Origin of the sequence: Herbaspirillum rhizosphaerae, assembly GCF_046025915.1 — a bacterium.
In the GTDB taxonomy this organism is placed as follows: Bacteria; Pseudomonadota; Gammaproteobacteria; order Burkholderiales; family Burkholderiaceae_D; genus Herbaspirillum; species Herbaspirillum rhizosphaerae_A.
In genome coordinates this window covers 46,837-66,616 of sequence record NZ_JAQQFR010000018.1, presented here as the reverse complement: position 1 = coordinate 66,616, position 19,780 = coordinate 46,837, and the positions used below count along the sequence as shown (strand labels likewise).

The following is a 19,780-nucleotide window of genomic DNA, read 5'->3' as shown; positions in this document are numbered from 1 at the left end:
GCCGCTTTTTTTACGTCGTCATCCTGACATTCAAGCGTTGTTGACCACCAGGCGAGGCTGATCTTTGCCGAAGCGTTGCACGATGGAAGCGGCAATGCCTTCGCCATCGAGACCGCAGCCGGCCAGCAACTGACCTGCGTCGCCGTGATCGATGAAGCGATCCGGCAAACCCAGATGCAGCAATGGCTTGACGATACCGGCTTCGGCCAGTGCCTCGGCCACGGCAGCGCCGGCGCCGCCCATGATGCAACCTTCTTCGACCGTTACCAGCGCATCGTGGCTGGCGGCGAGTTGCTTGACCAGCTCAATATCAAGCGGCTTGATGAAACGCATGTTAGCGACGGTCGCATTGAGTTTTTCACCCGCTGCCAGCGCCGGGGCAACCATGGTGCCGAAGGCGAGGATCGCGATACCTTTGCCTTCGCGGCGTACTTCTCCCTTGCCCATCGGGATGGTGCTCAAGATCTTTTCCACCACGGCACCTGTGCCGGAACCACGCGGATAGCGCACCGCTGCCGGGCCTTTGTGCTCGAAGGCAGTCGACAGCATCTGGCGGCATTCGTTTTCGTCGGACGCGGCCATGACAACCATGTTCGGGATACAGCGCAGGAAAGCCAGATCGTAATTACCCGCATGCGTGGCGCCGTCGGCACCGACCAGTCCAGCGCGATCCAGAGCAAAAGTCACGTCGAGGTTTTGCAACGCAACGTCGTGAATCAGTTGATCGTAAGCGCGTTGCAGGAAGGTCGAGTAAATCGCCACCACCGGCTTCAAACCTTCGCAGGCCATACCGGCAGCAAAGGTGACGGCATGTTGTTCTGCGATGCCGACGTCATAGTAGCGATCAGGGAATTTCTGTTCAAACTTGACCATACCCGAACCTTCGCGCATCGCCGGCGTGATGCCGACCAGGGTCTTGTCCTGTGCCGCCATGTCGCACAGCCATTCGCCGAAAACTTGCGTGTAGGTCAGTTTGCTCGCCGCCGCAGGTTTGATGCCTTCAGCCGGATTGAACTTGCCGGGACCGTGATACAGCACCGGATCGGCCTCGGCCAGCTTGTAGCCCTGGCCCTTCTTGGTGACCACGTGCAGGAACTGCGGGCCCTTGAGGTTCTTCAGGTTTTGCAGCGTTGGGATCAGCGAGTCGAGGTCGTGGCCGTCGATCGGACCAATGTAGTTGAAGCCGAATTCTTCGAACATGGTGGCCGGGACGATCATGCCTTTGGCGTGCTCTTCCAGGCGCTTGGCCAATTCCAGCATTGGCGCCGGCAACATGGACTTGCCGACGTTCTTGGCCTTGGCGTAGAACTGTCCGGACATCAGGCGCGCGAGATAGCGATTGAGCGCACCGACCGGCGGCGAAATCGACATGTCATTGTCGTTGAGGATCACCAGCAGGTTCACGTCTTCGCAAATACCGGCATTGTTCAGTGCTTCAAACGCCATGCCGGCCGTCATCGAGCCGTCGCCGATCACCGCGATGGCGTGACGATCTTCGCCCTTGGTTTTGGCTGCCAGCGCCATGCCCAGCGCGGCGGAAATGGAAGTCGAAGAATGCGCGGTACCAAATGTGTCGTACTCGCTCTCGGCTCGGCGCGGAAAACCGGAAATGCCATTGAACTGGCGCAGTGTCGACATCTGATCGCGACGTCCGGTGAGGATCTTGTGCGGATAAGTCTGATGGCCGACGTCCCAGACAATGCGGTCTTCCGGCGTGTTGAAGACGTAGTGCAAGGCAATCGTCAATTCCACCGTACCGAGATTGGACGAGAGATGTCCGCCGGTCTTCGATACCGAATCGAGCACGAAGGCGCGCAGCTCATCAGCCAATGGCTTCAACTGGGTGCGCGGGAGTTGCCGCAGATCGGCTGGGCTATTTATCGTATTAAGCATGCTGGGTTGTTCACCGTTAATTTGCTACTGCGGAGAAGCTGTGGCTGTGACTGCAAGTCAGACTGTTTTGCGGATGCCACTGCATTCTTCGTACACTTCGCTTAGTATTCTTCGCGTTCGTCTTATTCTTGCTCTCTTTATGCTTTGCGCTGAACGATAAGATCGGCCAGCTCATGCAGGCGGCGCGCCTTGTCGCCGAATTGCGCCAGCGCCTGATGCGCATCGCCGCGCAGCTTCTCTGCCAGCGCCTGTGATTCGCTCAAACCGAGGATCGATACATAAGTCGGCTTATTATCGGCGGCATCCTTGCCGGCAGTCTTGCCGAGGGTGGCGGAGTCCGCCGTCGCATCGAGAATATCGTCCACCACTTGAAACGCCAGACCAATCGCGCCGGCGTACGCTTCCAACGCGGCGGTTTCCGCCGTCGACAGCAACTTGCCGCTGTAGGCGCCGAGCAAAATCGATGCACGCAGCAGCGCTCCCGTTTTGAGTCTGTGCATCTGTTCCAGTTCCGCCAGCGACAAAGTCATGCCGACACTGGCCAGATCGATTGCCTGCCCGCCGCACATCCCTGCCGAGCCGGCAGCCTCGGCCAGCAGATGCACCATCTTCAACTGACGCGCAGCTTGCTGTTCGTCAACAATTTCTGCCAATACCGCAAACGCTTGCGCCTGCAAGGCATCGCCGACCAGCAAAGCAGTCGCTTCGTCGTATTTGACGTGCACGGTAGGCTTGCCACGGCGCAAGGCATCGTCGTCCATGCAGGGCATATCGTCATGCACCAGCGAATAGACGTGGATCATTTCTACTGCGGCAGCGGAACGCGCCAGCAATTGCTCAGGGGCATCAAATAATTCGCCGGCGGCATAGACCAGCAATGGCCGCACGCGTTTGCCGCCATCAAGTGCGGTGTAGCGCATGGCCTGATGCAGACGCGCGGGCATGTGGATTTCCGGCGGCAGGTAGGTGTCGAGCGTGGTTTCCATGCCCGACTGGATGTGTTGCATCCAGTCCAGGAAAGACGAAGTAGCCCCGATTCTGGCGTTCATTCGCGATCCTCATCATCGGCAGAACCGGCGGAGCCGGTGGCCAGTGGTTTGAGCATGTCGCCCTCAAGTACTTTGACCTGGCTGTCGACCTTGTCCAGCTGCGCAGCGCAGAACTTGACCAGTTCAGCGCCGCGCTTGTATGCCGCGACGGAAGCTTCCAGCGGCAGTTCGCCCGCTTCCATCTGGACGACCAGTTGTTCCAGCTCTTCCATGGCTTCTTCAAACGAGGCGGGTGAGCTGGCTTTGACAGGATTCTTTGGCATAGTGGCTGATTTCGAATATAGCCCGTTATTTTAGTGCAAACCGCCACAGATAGGCGCTCGAACGCGAACTTGATCGCGATTTACGCGGTCGAATGCCCCAGATACCCCGGTTTTATGGCATAATCCCCGGTTCTGTCCAAAATTTCCTCTTCATATTATTTGAACCCAGGTTTTTGCGGATTCTTTCTCTCTTAGGTTGGTGCAAATTAATTTGGGGGCGGGGATGTCCGATCTTGCTACTTTTGCCAAACTGGCGCGCTCAAACGCGCAATTGCCAGTAGACGTCTATTTTGACGCGGCGCTTTTCAAGCGCGAAATTCACCAATTGTTTCAGAAGGGCCCGCGTTACGCCGGCCATGAATTGATGGTGCCCAATGTCGGCGACTATGCGACGCTGCCATGGGAAAACGAAGGTCGTATGCTGGTGCGCAATGCGCAGGGCATCGATCTGCTTTCCAACGTCTGTCGCCACCGTCAAGCCAAAATGCTGGACGGCCGCGGCAATGCGCGCAATATCGTCTGCCCGCTGCATCGTTGGACCTATGATCTCAAGGGTGACCTGATCGGCGCGCCGCATTTCGGCGAAACGCCGTGCCTCAACTTGTCCAAAACGCCTTTGCAAGACTGGAACGGCCTGCTGTTCGAAAACAACGGCAAAGACGGTGTCGACGTTGCGGCGCAATTGCGGCAACTGGGTGTGAGCAAGGATCTGGATTTTTCCGGCTATCTGTTCGATCACGTCGAAGTGCACGAATGCGATTACAACTGGAAGACTTTCATCGAAGTCTATCTGGAGGATTATCACGTCGAGCCTTTCCACCCTGGTCTGGGCAGCTTCGTCAGCTGCGACGACCTGAAATGGGAATTCGGCAAGAACTACAGCGTGCAGACCGTGGGCGTGAATCACGGCCTGGCCAAGTCCGGCTCGCCAACCTACAAGAAGTGGCAGGAGCAGGTACTGCGCTTCGGCAACGGCCAGCCGCCGAAGTACGGCGCTATCTGGCTGACGCTGTATCCGAACATCATGGTCGAGTGGTATCCGCATGTGCTGGTGGTGTCGACACTGTGGCCGAGCGGTCCGCAAAAGACCACCAACGTCGTCGAGTTCTACTATCCGGAAGAAATCGCCCTGTTCGAACGCGAGATGGTCGAGGCCGAACGCGCCGCCTACATGGAGACCTGTGTCGAGGACGACGAGATCGCCCTGCGCATGGATGCCGGTCGGCGTATACTGATGGATCGCGGCACCAGTGAAGTGGGTCCTTACCAGTCGCCGATGGAAGACGGCATGCAGCACTTCCACGAGTGGTATCGGTCGCAGATCGCGGTGCAAGAAAACTGAATCTCCCAGGAGCAGACATGCAGAAGGCAGCGAAGATGCGATGGTCACGATGTAGCCCCACGACATTGGTAACATTGGCAACATCCGCAGCTTCAGACGAATTCTGCATCACCTCCGACTAACGCAATATCCGAAGGCAGCGCCGGCACCAGCTCGCGCTGCCTGTTTTTTTGGCATCGTTTTTGAATAGAGTTCCGTCATGCAATCCCTCTGGATGCTTGTTGCTTCCTTCCTGTTTTCGATCATGGGCGTCTGCGTCAAGCTGGCCGGCGATCATTACTCCACCGCTGAAATCGTACTCTGCCGCGGCATCGTCGGGGTCTGCTTCATCTACGGCCTGATCAGCATCAAGGGCGGAACATTGAAGACGCCCTACCCGCGCGACCACATCATTCGCGGCGGCGTCGGCGTGATCTCGCTGTGGCTGTGGTTCTACTCCTTCAACCTGCTGCCGGTAGCGACCGCCACGACGCTGAATTACATGTCATCCATCTGGATTGCCGCAATGCTGTTTGGCGTGGCCTGGTGGCAAGGCAAGAAGCGCTTCGAATGGGGCCTGGCCGGTACAGTGGTGCTGAGCTTCATCGGTGTGGCGCTGCTGCTTCGCCCGTCGATCAACTCGGACGAACTGCTCGGCGGCGTGATCGCCTTGTTCTCGGGCGTGCTATCGGCACTGGTCTACCTGCAGGTGCGCAAGCTCGGCCTGCTGGGCGAGCCGGAATATCGCGTGGTCTTCTATTTTTCTTTCACTGGCTTGCTGGCTGGGATCGTCGGCAGCATCGCCACCGGTCGCGTACCGTTCTGGCATGCACACAGCCTCAAAGGCGTTGCGCTGATCCTCACTATCGGCCTGACTGCGACCATCGCGCAAATCGCCATGACACGCGCCTATCGCCTGGGCAATACGCTGGTGACGGCCAATCTGCAGTACACCGGAATCGTGTTTGCCAGCATGTGGGGTATGCTGATCTGGAAAGACGCGCCGGGCTGGCTTGGTTTTGCCGGTATTGCCATCATTTTGATGAGCGGCATCGTCTCCACGTTCTACAATCAACGCTCGCAACAATCTTCCAAGAATCTACCGGCGATCGATCCGATTGCCACTGAAGTTTAGGAAAAATCATGACCTACGCCACCCTCATTTCCGCCGCCGATCTCGCTGCTCATGCAAGTGACGACAACCTGCTGATCGTTGACTGCCGTCACGACCTGACCAATCCGGAAGCCGGGCTCGATGCTTATCGCGCCGGCCACATCCCCAACGCGCGCTTTGCACATCTGGATCAGATCCTGTCCGGTGCCAAAACCGGCAGCGATGGCAAGTTCAAGGGCCGTCATCCGTTGCCGGAACGTCAGGATTTCGTCGACGCCATGCGCGTCATCGGTGTCAACGCCAACACGCAAGTCGTCGCTTACGATGCCCAGGGCGGCATGTATGCAGCGCGCTTGTGGTGGCTGCTGCGCTGGGTCGGCCATGTGCAAGTCGCCGTGCTGGACGGTGGTTTGCAAGCCTGGCAGGCACAAGGCGGCGCAGTGACGACGGAAATGCCGGTGGCTACGCGCGGCGATTTGCAGGAGCAGTCTTCATTGGTTACCGCCATTGATGCCGAAGGCGTGCTCGACAATATCACCAGCAAGGCCATGACTGTAGTCGATGCGCGCGCAGCAGACCGCTATCGCGGCGAGAACGAAACGATGGACGCCGTTGGCGGCCATATCCCTGGCGCGAAAAATCGCTTCTTCAAAGACAACCTCGCCGCCGACGGCAGCTTCAAATCGCCGGAAACCCTGCGCGCAGAATGGAACGCGCTGATCGACAATCCGCAAACCGCCATCATGCAGTGCGGCTCGGGCGTTACCGCCTGCCACAACTTGCTGGCCCTGGAAGTCGCCGGTTTGCCGGGTGCAAAACTGTATCCTGGTTCCTGGAGTGAGTGGAGTTCTGACTCGACGCGTCCGGTTGCTAGCGGTCCGCAGCCCTGACAGTGGGTTAGAGATCTACGTCGACGTCGCCAGCTGTGGCGATGTCGACGGTCTGGCAATCGCCGCAATGAAAGCCTGCACGAACTGATCGACCATCACCGAAGCCCCGCGCCGATGCATCAGCACCACGGCGGATTGAAAATCCTCTTCCTTCAGATCGATAAAATGCACGCCGGCGACAGCAATGGCGCGCATGCTGTCAGGCACGATGGCAATACCGAAGTTGGCATTGACCAGACTCAGCAGCGATGCTTTGCGTGAAGTAGCGCGTGCCGGTTTTGGGAAAAAACCGTGCGCAATGCAACGCTCCGCCACCAGATAACTCAGGCCGCCGCGATCGCGATGCGGCGTCGATACGAATAACTCGTCACGTAAGGCGGCAATGTCGATGACACTGTGCTGCGCCAGCGGATGCTGCAAAGAGACCGCGACGACCAGTTTCTCCTGAAACAAGGTGACGGTTTCCAGATGCGGATGCTTGCGCAGGATGGGGATGCGCGCGAGGCCGAGGTCAGCACGCCCTTCTTCGACTTCCAGCGCCTGATGTTCTGACGACGCTTGCGAAATCTCCAGCGTGACGCCGGGAAAGCCTTCCAATACCGTATTCAGACACGGCCCCAGCGGCGGCGACAGCGGCACAGAGCTGGAATGCAGCAAGCGGATCGCACCGCGTTCGCCCTTGTCGATGTAGCGCGCCTGCGAAATAGCGTGCTCCAGATCTTCCAGAATCTTGCGGGCCTTGTCGTAGAACTCCTGCCCGGCTAATGTCAGTTCAACCTGCTTGGCATCTCGCCGAAGCAGCACGACATCCATGTCCGACTCTAGCTCTTTGATCTGCCGGCTCAACGCCGATTGCGCGATGTACAAGCGCTCGGAAGCCCGCGTGTAGCTTCCGGCAGCGACTATCTCGACAAAGTATCTGAGCTGTTTGAATGAAATCATCGTGCCCGCATTGTGAACCGATACTGCCCCTGCCGCTATGCCGTTTTGAGATAACAGCACGGCGCATTTGATATTGGCGCGGACCGTCACGGCAGGACTACAGTAACGGCACGCCATCCCGGCAGCAGCTTAGAAAAAAGACAAGAAAGGGACTATCGTGTTTGAAACGCTACTTGTTACGCTCGGTTTCTTCGGCCTGGTCATCAGCGTGGTCGTCAAGCTGATGTGCCGTCCCATCAAACCCCGTTCGGATCCCGCTGCCAGATCTTAGTGCGCGTGAGCATGGCTGGTCAGCACCAGCACGATCGCCACGCCAAGTGCGATCAGGATGACTTGCGGAATGGTTTCGCGCAGCGTCGCGCGACGTTGCATTTGTGGCATCAGATCGCTGACGGCAATGTAGATGAAACCGGATGAAGCGAACACCAGCACGTAAGGAATCCATTCCATGCCGCGCTCCAGTGTGAAGTAGCCCAACACGCCACCCAATACCGCCATCAGGCTGCAGATCAGGTTGTAGACATAGGCGCGGGTGCGCGAGAAGCCGGCATTGAGCAGCACGATGAAGTCGCCGATTTCCTGCGGGATTTCATGCGCGATGATGGCCAGGCCCGTGACCAGTCCAAGATGCGGATCCGCCAAAAAAGCCGCAGCAATCAAAATACCGTCAGTGAAGTTATGCAAGCCGTCGCCGACAAGAATCATCCAGCCGGCCTTGCCCGCTTCACGCTTGTCATGGCCGTGATGATGGCCGTGACCGTCTTCTTCATGGTGATGCGAATGCCGCAGGATCGATAATTTTTCCAGCAAGAAAAACGCCAGCAGACCTCCCAGCAACACGGCAAACAGCTTGTGCGGCTCAGCGGAGGATTCGAAAGCTTCCGGCAAAGCATGCAGCAACGATGTCGACAGCATGATGCCGACCGACAGACTGACCAGGCGCTCGACCATCTTCGACAGCAAGGCAAACGAAAAAATCGCCGCAGCCGTAATACTGAATACCCCGGCAATGGCCGTGGCAAGCAGGATGGAAACAAGTGTGGAATTAATTTGTAGCCCCAATCGTCAGAGGTCGCAGCAGTCTAAACAGTCTATGCAGCAGGTGATCAAAGGAAGTGGCAGATTAGACCATAGCTGATTTTTTTCGGCAAATCGGCCTCAATCCGGCGCAGACAAGCCATCTTCTTGGGCCGATGGCACCCCGGACGGCTTAAACAACAACTCGTCAATGTCGTGTGCTGGTGGCTGCCTGCCTTGCTCACCGGTCAAGCGAACGATCATTTTCAGTAACACATCATCCTGATACGGCTTGCCCAGATATTCGTTGACACCGAGTTCCATCGCGCGCTCGCGATGCTTTGCGGCAGTCCGTGAGGTAATCATAATGATAGGCAGCGTGCCCGTACTGCTCATGTCGCGAATATTGCGCGTCAAATCGAAGCCGTCCATACGCGGCATTTCGATATCGACCAGCGCGATGTCGGGGCGAACACTCTGCAACTGGTGCAAGGCATCGACACCATCGGTGGCCAACACGACGTGATAGCCCTCACGCGTCAGGAGGCGTTGCATGACGCGCCTGACGGTCAGAGAATCATCGACCACAAGGATCGTCTTCTTGCCATGATCCCTGTTCGTCACAACAGGCTCAACATGGCGCAAGACTTTTTGGTAACCATGACGCTGCGCCAGCTGAATAGGATTGAGAATCAGAGCGATACTGCCACTACCCAGTACGGTGGCACCCACCACACCGACCATATGCGCCAGTTGCGGACCGATATTCTTGGTGACGACTTCACGATTGCCGATGATGCGATCGACCAGAATGGCCAGAAAGTCGTGGCCGCTTTTGACCACCAGGATCGACAAGGTTTGCTGCGCCGGGACACCTTTGTCCTCACCCAACAAGACAGGCAGATAGTGCATGGCTAACTTGCGCCCCTGCCAGTCAAGGCTGCCGTCTCGAAATACCTCGGCTTGTCTGTCGGCTTTGAGTTGCAAGACTTGTTCGACCAGAAGCGACGGGATGGCATAGGTCTGCTCGCCCAATTCCAGCAAGACCACCTGCGTAACCGCCAGCGACAAAGGCAAATGAATGATGAAAGTAGCGCCTTGCCCCGCGACGGTGTCGATGCTGATACGCCCGCCCAATGACGCCACCTCGGAACGCACCACATCCATGCCGACGCCACGTCCTGCAATCGCCGTCACGTCGGTACTCGTGGTAAAGCCAGGCTGAAATATGAGCCCCTTCAACTCGACATCCGACCATTGCCGGTCAACATCGATCAGGCCGAGGCGCAATGCTTTCTCGTGTATGCGCGCCAGATCAAGTCCCTGACCGTCATCAGACAGGCGAATCATGACTTCGTAACCCTCTTGCTTTACTTGCAGCGATAATTTCCCGATAGTCGGCTTGCCGGCATTGCGGCGCTGCTCGACGGTTTCGATACCATGGGCAGCCGCGTTTCTTAGCAAATGTTCGAAAGGGCCAACCATCTTTTCGAGGATGCTCCGATCCAGCTCGACCGTGCCTCCCTGAATATCCAGCTCAAGCTCCTTGCCGGTTTCCTTGGCCATCTGGCGCACCAACCGATGCAAACGCTCTTCCACGCCGCGAAACTGCACCATGCGCGCTTGCATCAGCTCTTGCTGCATTTCGCGCGTGAGCCTGGCTTGCTGCGTCAGGCTGTTTTGCGTGTGATCGACGGTTTCAAGCAGATTTTTTTGCAGGGAGGCGACATCGTTGACGCTCTCTGCCAGCATGCGCGTCATTTCCTGCAGATGGGTAAAGCGGTCGAATTCCAACGGATCAAAATGCTGATTCTGCGGTAACCTTTGATTCGAAGCCGCGATCTGGATCTCGGCCTGAATTTCCAGCTCACGCAACTGCGTCGTGAGCCGCGAGACGTTGCCGCCCAAATCGGCCAGATGTCTGCGCAGCACGTTGACTTCGGACTCCAGACCCGACCTTGATATTGACATCTCGCCAGCCTGATTCAGCAGATTGTCCAGGATGCCGGCACGGATGCGCACCAGCGGCGCAGCATTGACGCTTTTGCCGGTATCCGCCTCGATCGTTGCGCTGCTACCGGCGCCTATTTCAACTCCGGGCGCGACAATACGCGGCCCCGGCATCGCCTGCGGTTGTTCGTCGGAAACCAACAATTGTGGTGACGCGGGCGGTAGCATTGGAGACGGCTTCTGAAGCGCCTCAAACAACTGCAATCCGTGATCGTAGCGTGCCAGCAAATCATCGATCCGCAGGTTGGATGACACGCCGTCACGCACCATCTCATCAATGCTGGTTTCGAGTTCATGCATGTACTGTCCGAGGTGCATTGCACCGGCCATGCGTGCGCTGCCTTTAATGGTATGCAGTGGACGCAGGAGATGTTGAATCAAACGGCGATCATCCGGTGATTTCTGCAATTGGTGCAAGCTCTCGCCGATTTGCGGCAACAGGTCGCGCCCCTCTTCCAGAAAAATCTCAAGCAACTCTGGATCGATAAGATCAGTGCAAGTGTCATCGCACGAGTTCAAACCCAGGCCGAGGTCATCTTCATTCAACTCAGGGACGCTCACTTCGTCATGCCGATGCGATATCTCTTGTTCGCGACTGGAGGCCTCCTCGCGACGCACTTTCAGCGTCTCCAGCAGCGACAACAGTTGCTGTTGCAAATCCTCCCGCGCAGGCGGCATCCGACGAGATGCGAACAGCTGTTGCATGGATTGCAGTTGCTGCACAATCTGCACGAGAGAGCGACAGGCATCAGCGTCCAACACAGCTGGCGAATGCTCGACAAATTGCATCACGTCGTCCAAGGTATGCGCCAGCGTCTTCAGTGCAGCAAATTGCACCGACGCCGAACTACTTTTGAGTGAATGCGTAGCACGCAGCATTTCCGGATCAATTACCTCGGGCAACACGTGCCTCCATTGTTCAAGATGAGCAGCTACGACAGCAAGTAGGTTCTCCGATTCAGCACAGTAGATCTGGTGCAATTGCACCGAAATCTCCATATCGCCAACGCGAATGGATTCCTCTGAATCTTGCGAGGCAAGCGCAATACCTTCTGCTGCCTTCCTCGCGCCGTCCTGCAGATCGACAGTTACGTCTTGTCTGGCACTCTGTACCGCAACGATCATTGCATCGGGATGCCGATGGGATTTTCCGTGCTGACGGATCTCATCAATCCAGATCGCGACTTCACGCTTGGCATAGTCCAGCAGCGTGTAACCCGCCTCGGTTCCTGGAGATGCTTCTGCCAACCAGTCGTTCAAAAAACTTTCCACTGCCATGGCGCCGTCACTCATCGCGTGCAGTCCGACCATGCGACAACTGCCCTTCAGTGTATGAAAACATCGCCTCAAGACGGTGACATGCGCCATGTCTTCACGCGCACTACGGGAAGCGGTCAGAGCCTTGTCCATGGTGCAGAGAATGTCATCGGCTTCCATGAGAAATATCTCAAGCAATTCTTGGTCAAGGTCTTCCTCGGTCGGCTCTGCTGCTGTCGTACTCTCGATATTGATCGATGTTGCTCCTTCAGCTTGCTTGATCGCTTCGACCTCTTCATGCTGTTCAGATCGCGCAAGTAATTCTGGAGTGCCGGCGCTGCTCTCGATGAACTCTTCGTGCTTGCTGCGATAAAGGACAGGTGAACTATTCTGTGCCAGAGATAGCGACAAACTCAGTGCTGCGAGGTGATGAATGGAAGCTCTGAGCACCGTTGATTCCACGGTCAAAACTTCGCCAGCTTTAGCAGCCCTTTCAAGACTGATGGCATCGGCGCGCAACAGCTTTGCTGATGCGTCAAACTTCAGGCGCTCGGCAACGAGGGAAAAATCGTGTATCGCGTTGGCAATTTCTGACAAGTTGCAACTGCCGTTGACGTTGCTCTCGATTGACGACTCCAGCCGCGCCAATGCAGTAGCCAATTCTGCAGATTCAGCTTCACGGCTATCAGGAGCAGATGGGACGACACGCATTGTGTTAGAGGTTGTATCGAAAGGCTGTTGATAGTCGCGCTGATACAAATCAGGTAGGTCGTTGAGTTGCTTGAATGCTCGCACCTTATCGTTCGATGCCGGCCCCAGTGCAATGAAAAACAGACCTTCACGCAACAACCGTGTATCGCCTTCACAGGTACCGCTGACAAGGCGGCGCAACTGCAGATTGACCTGTCCGAGAAATTTTTTCGCATATTGATCAACGTCTACCTCACCAATGGCGAACAAGCCAACGGCGACATCGATGACGCGCCAAAAATTTATATGAGGAGACACAATCGGCATACGGACTATCTGTTGAACGATTTCCGCCATGCGTTGCAAAAACTGAGTGCCGACATCCGCATCCAATGCTCGCTGGTAGTTAAGCAGCGCCGCTTCGAATTCGCTTCGGCACGCCGACAGAGTCGCGTCAGATGATGTGACTGTTGCGACCTCGCACGGTGGAAATTGCAGTTCGTTCTCGCTGAAACGATCGGGGAGCGCCAACTCAACAGGATGAACCTTCTCCTGATTACTTACGGCCGCCACAGTCTTATAAGCAGCGAATAGCTGCAAGGGACACGGCCTCGGTAGCCGATCCACCGCATCGAGATAATGCCGCAGCGACAGGCACGCCCGCTTTGCGGCCGCCACAGCTTTTACACGGAGATCGCCGTCACCCCCGTCCCCAAGCATCTGTCCAATGGCATTGACAAAAAACGCCAGCAACGGCTCCTCGATGAAGAGTAGCGCCTTAACGATGGTTTGCATGACCACACCGATCCGGAGGATCTCTTCTGCTGTCTTGGCATTGTCCAATGCACTGCACGCGTCAACGACCATCTCTTGCAGACCGGGAGCAAGCAAGATCAGAGCCGCAGAGTTAACGGCAGCGGCAGCACCATCGTCGGGAGCGGGATACAAGAAGGTGTCTGACACCGGGTTGGTTGACATCGTAGCCACGATGTCAGGAGATGGTGACCCGGAAACGAGACACTGAATTTTTAAGCAATTCAGCGAGATCGTGCAGTTCGTTAAACAGCGAGATCACTTCCTCCCGACGTTCCTCAATGCTTTCATTCTCACTGAGGATGTTTTGAATATTTTGCGCCACGCTATTGGCCGATGTGGCTTGATTGCCAGTGGAAGAGGAAATGTCTTGAATCAATTCCGCCAGTTGATTGGAAACACGCCGGATATCCGACAGCGAAGCACCTGCCGCATCGGACAGCTTGGTGCCCTCCACCACACCGGCGGTCGATTTTTCCATTGCGGCGACGGCGTCATGTGTGTCTGCCTGAATCATGCGCACCAACGCGCCGATCTGGCGAGTCGCCGCACTGGAGCGCTCGGCCAGCCGCTGGACTTCTTCTGCGACGACAGAAAATCCGCGTCCGGCCTCACCCGCCGAGGCGGCCTGGATAGCGGCGTTGAGCGCCAGCACATTGGTCTGTTCGGTAATATCGGAAATCAACTCCGTGATCTCGCCGATTTCTTGCGACGACTCGCCGAGACGCTTGATGCGCTTCGATGTTTCCTGAATCTGTTCGCGAATTTCATTCATGCCCTTGACCGCGTCTTCCACTGCCTTGGCACCGCGTTCTGCCACCACCACCGAATGCCGCGCGACATCTGCAGACTTGTTCGCCGAGATCGAAACGTCGGTAATCTGAATCGACATCTCCAGCATGGATTGCCCGGTTTCCAGAATCCGACGAGCCTGGGTCTGGCCCGCAGTGGTGAGTTCGTCCGCGTTGTTGCGCACCTGATTGGAAGCCGCCGCTACCTGGGATGCCGTGCGTGTCACCTGACCGACCAGACCGCGCAAAGCCTCAACGGTGTAGTTGACGGAATCAGCAATGGCGCCGGTGATGTCTTCCGATACGGTCGTGTGCACTGTCAGGTCACCGTCCGCGACTTTTTGTAGCTCATTCATCAAGCGCAAAATAGCGGCCTGATTGATGGCGTTGGTGCGCATGGCGCGCTCTTCCTGCTGCTGCGCGTGCAATCGTTGCGCCTCGGCTTCCTGACGGCGCAATTCGGCTTCTTCGGCGTTGCGCCGGCTGCTCTGCAACTGTACCCAGGCGATACCGACTCCACAAATCAAGGCCGTCGCCATGGACAACAGCATGATCCAGAAAGTCCATGAGCGCGTCTCTTGCGCACGCCGGTAATCGTTCTGCAAGATGGTGAGACGCTGCTTGAGCGTTTCATTTTCAAGAAAAACCAGTTGCTCGGATTGCTTGGCAGCAATGAAATTCTGCAGATTGCCAAGAATGTTGGCGACCAGCGGCTGATATTCGCCGAATACCTTTTCCAACTCGCCCAACTTGTCGCGCAAGTCCTTGTCACGCACGGGGCTCAATCCAAGGATCTCGCTACCGTTCATGAAACCATCGATGATGTCGTGAAACGTGTTGACGTCCTTACCCAGCAGAAAGGCGGTCTCCGGGTTGACTCCTTCCGACGTCAGGAACTCATTGGCGCTGCGTCCAAGCCGCAAGGTCAGCAACACCAGTTGGCCGGCAGCGGCGACCTCGCGTGGAGCATTGCCGCTTTGCGATTGCAACATGGAAATCTGCTCGCTCAGGTCGAGCAGATTGGGGGACAACAAACGCAAGCGCGCCAGGGTGACACCAAATCCGGTGAGCTCAGGTTGCAGTTTGAGTATGGTGACTGCAGCCTTGTCGGTGTGATCCCATATTTTTTGCACATCTGTCAGCACCACACGCATATCCGGCTCGGGCCTGCGGATGGAATATCCCTGATACTCGCCTCCCTGCAGCAGCACACTCATCCCTTGATTGAATTCCCTGCGGCTCTCGCTCAGTTGGTTGAAAGCTTCACGATTACCTTGAATGGCATTGGGCACAGCCTTGCCGATACGCTGGGAATGCATCACCAGATCGCTGGTGATATGCGCCTGAAGACTGGCGTGGATATAGTGCTTGGAACCCAGCCAGAGGAAAAAGAACATGGAGATCAATGCGAAAATCAGCAGCATCAGCAAGATACGTGTTTGCGCGCGCAACGACTGCCGCCCGATGAAAGGCAAGCGCGTATGCTGATAACGCTGCATGTATTTCTCTGCTTTGGAACTGACGGCCGTTGCCATGCTTGCCGACTTCTCTGTCGCTGCTGTCGTTTTATGTTTTGATAACTGCGGCAACTTGAATGCCATAACTCAGACTCCTTATTACCTGCTCGCACCGGCAGGCCGGATACAACATGGATTTACCAGGCGGCCTTACAAAATTGCCCTACAACCCGACCTGCAAAAAACGTGCATCGCCGATGACTGCGGCCAGACTGATTTCCACCCACTCCTGCTGGTCGCGATCAAGATAGCGCTTTCCCGTAACGATTTCCGACGCATCCTCGGCATCTTCTTTCAAAGTCATTTCCTGAACATGACGCAGACCCAATACCTGCGTTACCATCAGCGCGCTGGTGCCGGACAAGGCTGCTGAGACGACAATAACGCGACTTTCCTTGCCTCGTACCTGCAGCGTACCGCCGAGGAAGCGCTGCAGATCGACCACGCCGACCAGATTGCCACGCACATTGGCAAGCCCCAGATACCAGTCTTTGGTCAACGGCACTTTGGTCACCGGCATGAGCCGGGTTATTTCGCTTGCCTCACGTGGATCCAGCAAACAGTGCAAATCACCCACGATAACGCCGAGGCGGCTGTCGCGCATACCAGAGCCGTCGCGCGCGGCTTCCATCCGTTCCAGCAGACGCGCCTGAAACTCACGCAGCCGGCTGCTTTTCCACTGTGCCTGCGGGACATTTACGGCCTCGTTCTGTGTCATCGCGTTTCTCCCCAATCTTTCGACCGGCCGCCGGCCGGCTTATCCTGCAATCGCACCTATTTTTGCCATCAGGTCGTCTGCGTTGACCGGCTTGACGATGTAGTCGCGTGCGCCTTGGCTTAACGCCCAGATACGATCCGTCTCCTGCGCCTTGATACTGCAGATCATCACGGGAATATGCTTCAGATCGGGATCACGCGCAATCTGACGCGTGATTTGAAAACCGTTTTTCCCCGGCATGACGATGTCCATCAAAATCAAATGAGGCTCGAACAGACGAATCTTGTTGAGCGCCATATCCCCATCCTCCGCGGTCTCGACCTCAAATCCTTTTTTCTTCAGAATATCCGCTAACAGATATCGATCAGTTGGAGAATCGTCGACAACGAGTATTTTCTTTATTTTCATTGAGCCCTTGCTCCATGCTTGAGAGATACGCTGATCAGGACTCGACGACGATGCTACGCCTTTCCGCATAAGTATTGACGGCCTCCAACAGGCCCTCTTCCGAAAACGGCTTCGTCATGAACGCGGTTGCACCCACGATTGTTGCTCGTGCGCGGTCAAACAGACCGTCCTTGGACGACAGCATAATGACTGGAGTTGCATGAAATCTTGCATTTTTTTTAACTAACCAACAAACCTGATAACCACTCAACCTCGGCATCAGGATGTCGCAAAAGATCAAATCAGGATTCATTTCTGTAATTGACCCGAGCGCGTCAAGACCATCGGTGGCCAAAAAGACACGGTGACCTGCCTGGCGCAGAAATTGGTCGGCCGAGCGTCGGATGGTGTAGCTGTCGTCAATGACAAGAATGTTCAGAGAAACCCGCGCTACGATCTCGGACATTGCGTTCCTTCCGGGTGCCGCCCGATAGGGCCTATCAGCCGACTATAGCAAAATGAACAACCGCCCATAAACGGAACAGGCCTGCCTTCCCCCCTTATTTGGCGGGAAAGCAGGCCTGCGATGCGGCAACACGAGTCTGCCGCCGGATGGCTTGCAGCGTTAGAGCGCGACCATCTCGAAATCTTCCTTACGGGCGCCGCATTCGGGACAGGTCCAGTTGATTGGCACATCTTCCCAACGCGTGCCGGGAGCAATGCCTTCATCCGGCAGGCCGGCCTCTTCGTCGTAGATCCAACCACAGATCAGGCACATCCAGGTCTTAAATTCTGTTTTGCTATCGCTCACGGCTGACTATCCCTCAAATCAATCAAGTAAAATGGTAAACCAGATATCTTAATCTACTCGTCGTGCAAAACCAAACTTCTCCTCTGATATTAACTTTTGGCGCAGCCGACCCTGTCGGGGCAACCGGCATCCAGGCCGACCTCGCGACCTTTGCCGCCATGGGCTGCCACGGCTTGTCCATCATCACATCCCTGCTGGTGAGCGATACGGCGCGCATCGAAGACATTCAGGTCATCGACGTCGACTGGATGGCAGATCAGGCACGGGTCATTCTTGAAGACATGCCGGTCGCCGCGTTCAAGGTCGGCGCGGTCGGCAGCATTGAGAATATTTCCGCGATTGCCGAAATTGTCTCAGATTACCCCGATATCCCGCTGATTCTGGATCCTTTCATCACCGCAATGCCGTCGCAGGACGGCGATGACGACGATAATCTGATCGCCATCCGCGAGTTGCTGATCCCGCAAACCACGCTGATGCTGGCTTCCGCAGTAGAACTCAACCGCCTGGCGGAAACCTGGCGCGAGCCGGTGCCGGGAGATGCTCTGCAGCTTGATGCCACGCGCATCGTCGAAATGGGTTGCGAATATCTCTTCGTGACCGGCATGCCCGGCGAGATGCATGAAGTCGTCAACGCGCTGTTCGACGATACCGGCATCATCCGCCGCGACAGCTGGCAACGCCTGCCGGGATCGTTTACGGGCGCGGGCACGACCTTGTCTGCCGCCATCTGCGCCATGCTGGCCAATGGACTGGAAATTCCAGAAGCCGTCTCCGAAGCCCAGGAATTCACTCTTGCCGCTCTTGCCCATGCACAACGCCTGGGCATGGGCAAACTGATTCCGGACCGCTATTTCTGGGCCCGCGAATCAGACGAAACCAATTGAACCAACTGACGACATCTCACATCCCCGTATGAACCAAAAAAGCTCCGGCACTACCAACGAATCCCTGTTCGCCCGCGCTCAGCAGACCACTCCCGGCGGCGTCAACTCGCCGGTGCGAGCCTTCCGCTCCGTCGGCGGCACACCACGCTTCATCACCAAGGCCCAGGGCCCGTATTTCTGGGATGCCGAAGACCGCCGTTATATCGACTACATTGGCTCGTGGGGGCCGGCAATTGTCGGCCATGCCCATCCTAAAGTCGTGCGGGCCGTACAGGAAGCCGCGGCACGCGGACTGAGCTTTGGTGCGCCGACCGAAGGCGAAATCGAGATGGCCGAGGAAATCTGCAAACTGGTGCCATCGATTGAACAAGTCCGCCTGGTTTCCAGCGGCACTGAAGCGACCATGAGCGCCCTGCGGCTTGCACGCGGCGCGACCAAGCGCGACAAGATCGTCAAATTTGAAGGCTGCTACCACGGTCACGCCGACTCTCTGCTGGTGAAAGCCGGTAGCGGCTTGTTAACCTTCGGCAATCCAACCTCTTCGGGCGTACCGGAAGATTTCGTCAAGCACACGCTTGTGCTGGATTACAACAACACGCAACAGCTGGAAGAGGCTTTCAAGGCTGCCGGCAACGACATCGCCTGCGTGATTGTGGAGCCTGTGGCCGGCAACATGAACCTGGTGCGTGCGACACCCGAATTCCTGCAAACCATGCGTCGTCTCTGTACCGAATACGGCGCCATCCTGATTTTCGACGAAGTCATGTCCGGCTTCCGCGTAGCATTGGGCGGCGCACAATCGCTCTACGACATCATTCCGGATCTGACTGCACTGGGCAAAGTGATCGGCGGTGGTTTGCCGGTTGCAGCCTTTGGCGGCCGCGCAGACATCATGAAGCATCTGGCGCCACTCGGCGGTGTGTACCAGGCAGGAACCCTGTCCGGTAACCCGGTGACCGTTGCGGCAGGCCTGACAACGTTGCAGATCGTCCAGGAAGCCGATTTCTACACCAAGCTGAGTGCACAGACGCGCAAGCTCACCGATCGCCTTTGCGAAGCTGCCAAGGCTGCTGACGTGGCGTTCTCGGCCGATACGGTGGGTGGCATGTTTGGCCTGTACTTCGCGCCGAGCGTACCAACCAGCTATGCCGAAGTCATGCAGGGCAACAAGGACAAGTTCAACGTGTTCTTCCACGCCATGCTGGACGCGGGCGTTTATCTGGCGCCGTCGGCATTTGAAGCAGGCTTTGTTTCGGCCCAGCACGATGATGCCGTGATTGAAGCAACCATTGCAGCTGCACGTACGGCGTTCGCTGCCATCAAATAAGCCAGCAGGAATCGGCAGAAAATGCAGAAAATAAAAAAGGACGCCGAGGCGTCCTTTTTTACGTCTTAGGAGACTGGTACTTC

At 56.6% G+C, this 19,780-nt stretch carries 16 protein-coding genes; 5 read left to right on the top strand and 11 right to left on the bottom strand.

Translation table 11 applies throughout. From position 1 onward, the window contains the following. Positions 1–30 precede the first annotated feature (30 nt). The 3 genes from dxs to PQR63_RS22035 all read right to left on the bottom strand — a co-directional run bounded on the left by dxs (position 31) and on the right by PQR63_RS22035 (position 3,205). A complete protein-coding gene (gene dxs, locus PQR63_RS22045; protein ID WP_408170182.1) occupies positions 31–1,893 on the bottom strand; it encodes a 1-deoxy-D-xylulose-5-phosphate synthase in 1,863 nt (620 codons plus the stop codon). 137 nt (positions 1,894–2,030) lie between these two features. Beyond that, complete coding sequence (locus tag PQR63_RS22040) at positions 2,031–2,942, bottom strand: polyprenyl synthetase family protein (protein ID WP_408170179.1); 912 nt, start codon at positions 2,940–2,942, stop codon at positions 2,031–2,033. Next, a complete protein-coding gene (locus PQR63_RS22035) occupies positions 2,939–3,205 on the bottom strand; it encodes an exodeoxyribonuclease VII small subunit (protein WP_408170177.1) in 267 nt (88 codons plus the stop codon). The genes PQR63_RS22040 and PQR63_RS22035 overlap by 4 nt, the downstream gene beginning before the upstream one ends. 223 nt (positions 3,206–3,428) lie before the next feature. Here PQR63_RS22035 and PQR63_RS22030 point away from each other — a divergent pair, with 223 nt between their 5' ends. The 3 genes from PQR63_RS22030 to PQR63_RS22020 all read left to right on the top strand — a co-directional run bounded on the left by PQR63_RS22030 (position 3,429) and on the right by PQR63_RS22020 (position 6,530). Continuing rightward, positions 3,429–4,547 (top strand): aromatic ring-hydroxylating oxygenase subunit alpha, encoded by a 1,119-nt coding sequence (locus PQR63_RS22030; protein WP_408170174.1) that lies wholly within the window; start codon positions 3,429–3,431, stop codon positions 4,545–4,547. Positions 4,548–4,746: 199 nt separating this feature from the next. Continuing rightward, positions 4,747–5,661 carry a DMT family transporter gene (locus PQR63_RS22025; protein WP_408170171.1) on the top strand — a complete coding sequence of 305 codons (915 nt, stop codon included), beginning with the start codon at positions 4,747–4,749 and terminating at the stop codon, positions 5,659–5,661. A gap of 8 nt (positions 5,662–5,669) precedes the next feature. Then, positions 5,670–6,530 (top strand): sulfurtransferase, encoded by an 861-nt coding sequence (locus PQR63_RS22020; RefSeq protein ID WP_408170169.1) that lies wholly within the window; start codon positions 5,670–5,672, stop codon positions 6,528–6,530. A gap of 15 nt (positions 6,531–6,545) precedes the next feature. On the opposite strand, the gene PQR63_RS22015 is transcribed toward PQR63_RS22020, so the two are convergent. From PQR63_RS22015 to PQR63_RS21980, 8 genes are all read right to left on the bottom strand, one after another. Continuing rightward, positions 6,546–7,472 (bottom strand): LysR family transcriptional regulator, encoded by a 927-nt coding sequence (locus tag PQR63_RS22015; RefSeq protein ID WP_408170166.1) that lies wholly within the window; start codon positions 7,470–7,472, stop codon positions 6,546–6,548. 267 nt (positions 7,473–7,739) lie between these two features. Beyond that, on the bottom strand, positions 7,740–8,534 hold the full coding sequence (locus PQR63_RS22010) for a ZIP family metal transporter (RefSeq protein WP_408170163.1): 795 nt from the start codon (positions 8,532–8,534) through the stop codon (positions 7,740–7,742). A gap of 96 nt (positions 8,535–8,630) precedes the next feature. Then, positions 8,631–13,424, bottom strand: coding sequence for an Hpt domain-containing protein (locus PQR63_RS22005; RefSeq protein ID WP_408170161.1), 4,794 nt, complete (start codon positions 13,422–13,424; stop codon positions 8,631–8,633). A gap of 13 nt (positions 13,425–13,437) precedes the next feature. After that, complete coding sequence (locus tag PQR63_RS22000; protein ID WP_408170158.1) at positions 13,438–15,651, bottom strand: methyl-accepting chemotaxis protein; 2,214 nt, start codon at positions 15,649–15,651, stop codon at positions 13,438–13,440. Between the two features lie 79 nt (positions 15,652–15,730). Further along, the gene (locus tag PQR63_RS21995) at positions 15,731–16,285 is read right to left on the bottom strand and encodes a chemotaxis protein CheW (RefSeq protein ID WP_408170156.1); all 555 of its coding nucleotides are present in this window, start codon (positions 16,283–16,285) and stop codon (positions 15,731–15,733) included. A 39-nt stretch (positions 16,286–16,324) separates the two neighbouring features. Next, positions 16,325–16,693, bottom strand: coding sequence for a response regulator (locus tag PQR63_RS21990; protein WP_408170154.1), 369 nt, complete (start codon positions 16,691–16,693; stop codon positions 16,325–16,327). Positions 16,694–16,727: 34 nt separating this feature from the next. Next, positions 16,728–17,138, bottom strand: a complete 411-nt coding sequence (locus tag PQR63_RS21985; RefSeq protein ID WP_408170151.1) for a response regulator — start codon at positions 17,136–17,138, stop codon at positions 16,728–16,730. Between the two features lie 159 nt (positions 17,139–17,297). Further along, the gene (locus tag PQR63_RS21980; RefSeq protein ID WP_034299925.1) at positions 17,298–17,450 is read right to left on the bottom strand and encodes a rubredoxin; all 153 of its coding nucleotides are present in this window, start codon (positions 17,448–17,450) and stop codon (positions 17,298–17,300) included. Positions 17,451–17,545: 95 nt separating this feature from the next. On the opposite strand from PQR63_RS21980, the gene thiD reads away from it, so the two are divergent. Together thiD and hemL are read left to right on the top strand one after the other, a co-directional pair. Beyond that, a complete protein-coding gene (gene thiD, locus PQR63_RS21975) occupies positions 17,546–18,370 on the top strand; it encodes a bifunctional hydroxymethylpyrimidine kinase/phosphomethylpyrimidine kinase (protein WP_408170149.1) in 825 nt (274 codons plus the stop codon). 28 nt (positions 18,371–18,398) lie between these two features. After that, positions 18,399–19,697, top strand: a complete 1,299-nt coding sequence (gene hemL, locus PQR63_RS21970; protein ID WP_408170146.1) for a glutamate-1-semialdehyde 2,1-aminomutase — start codon at positions 18,399–18,401, stop codon at positions 19,695–19,697. Positions 19,698–19,780 lie beyond the last annotated feature (83 nt).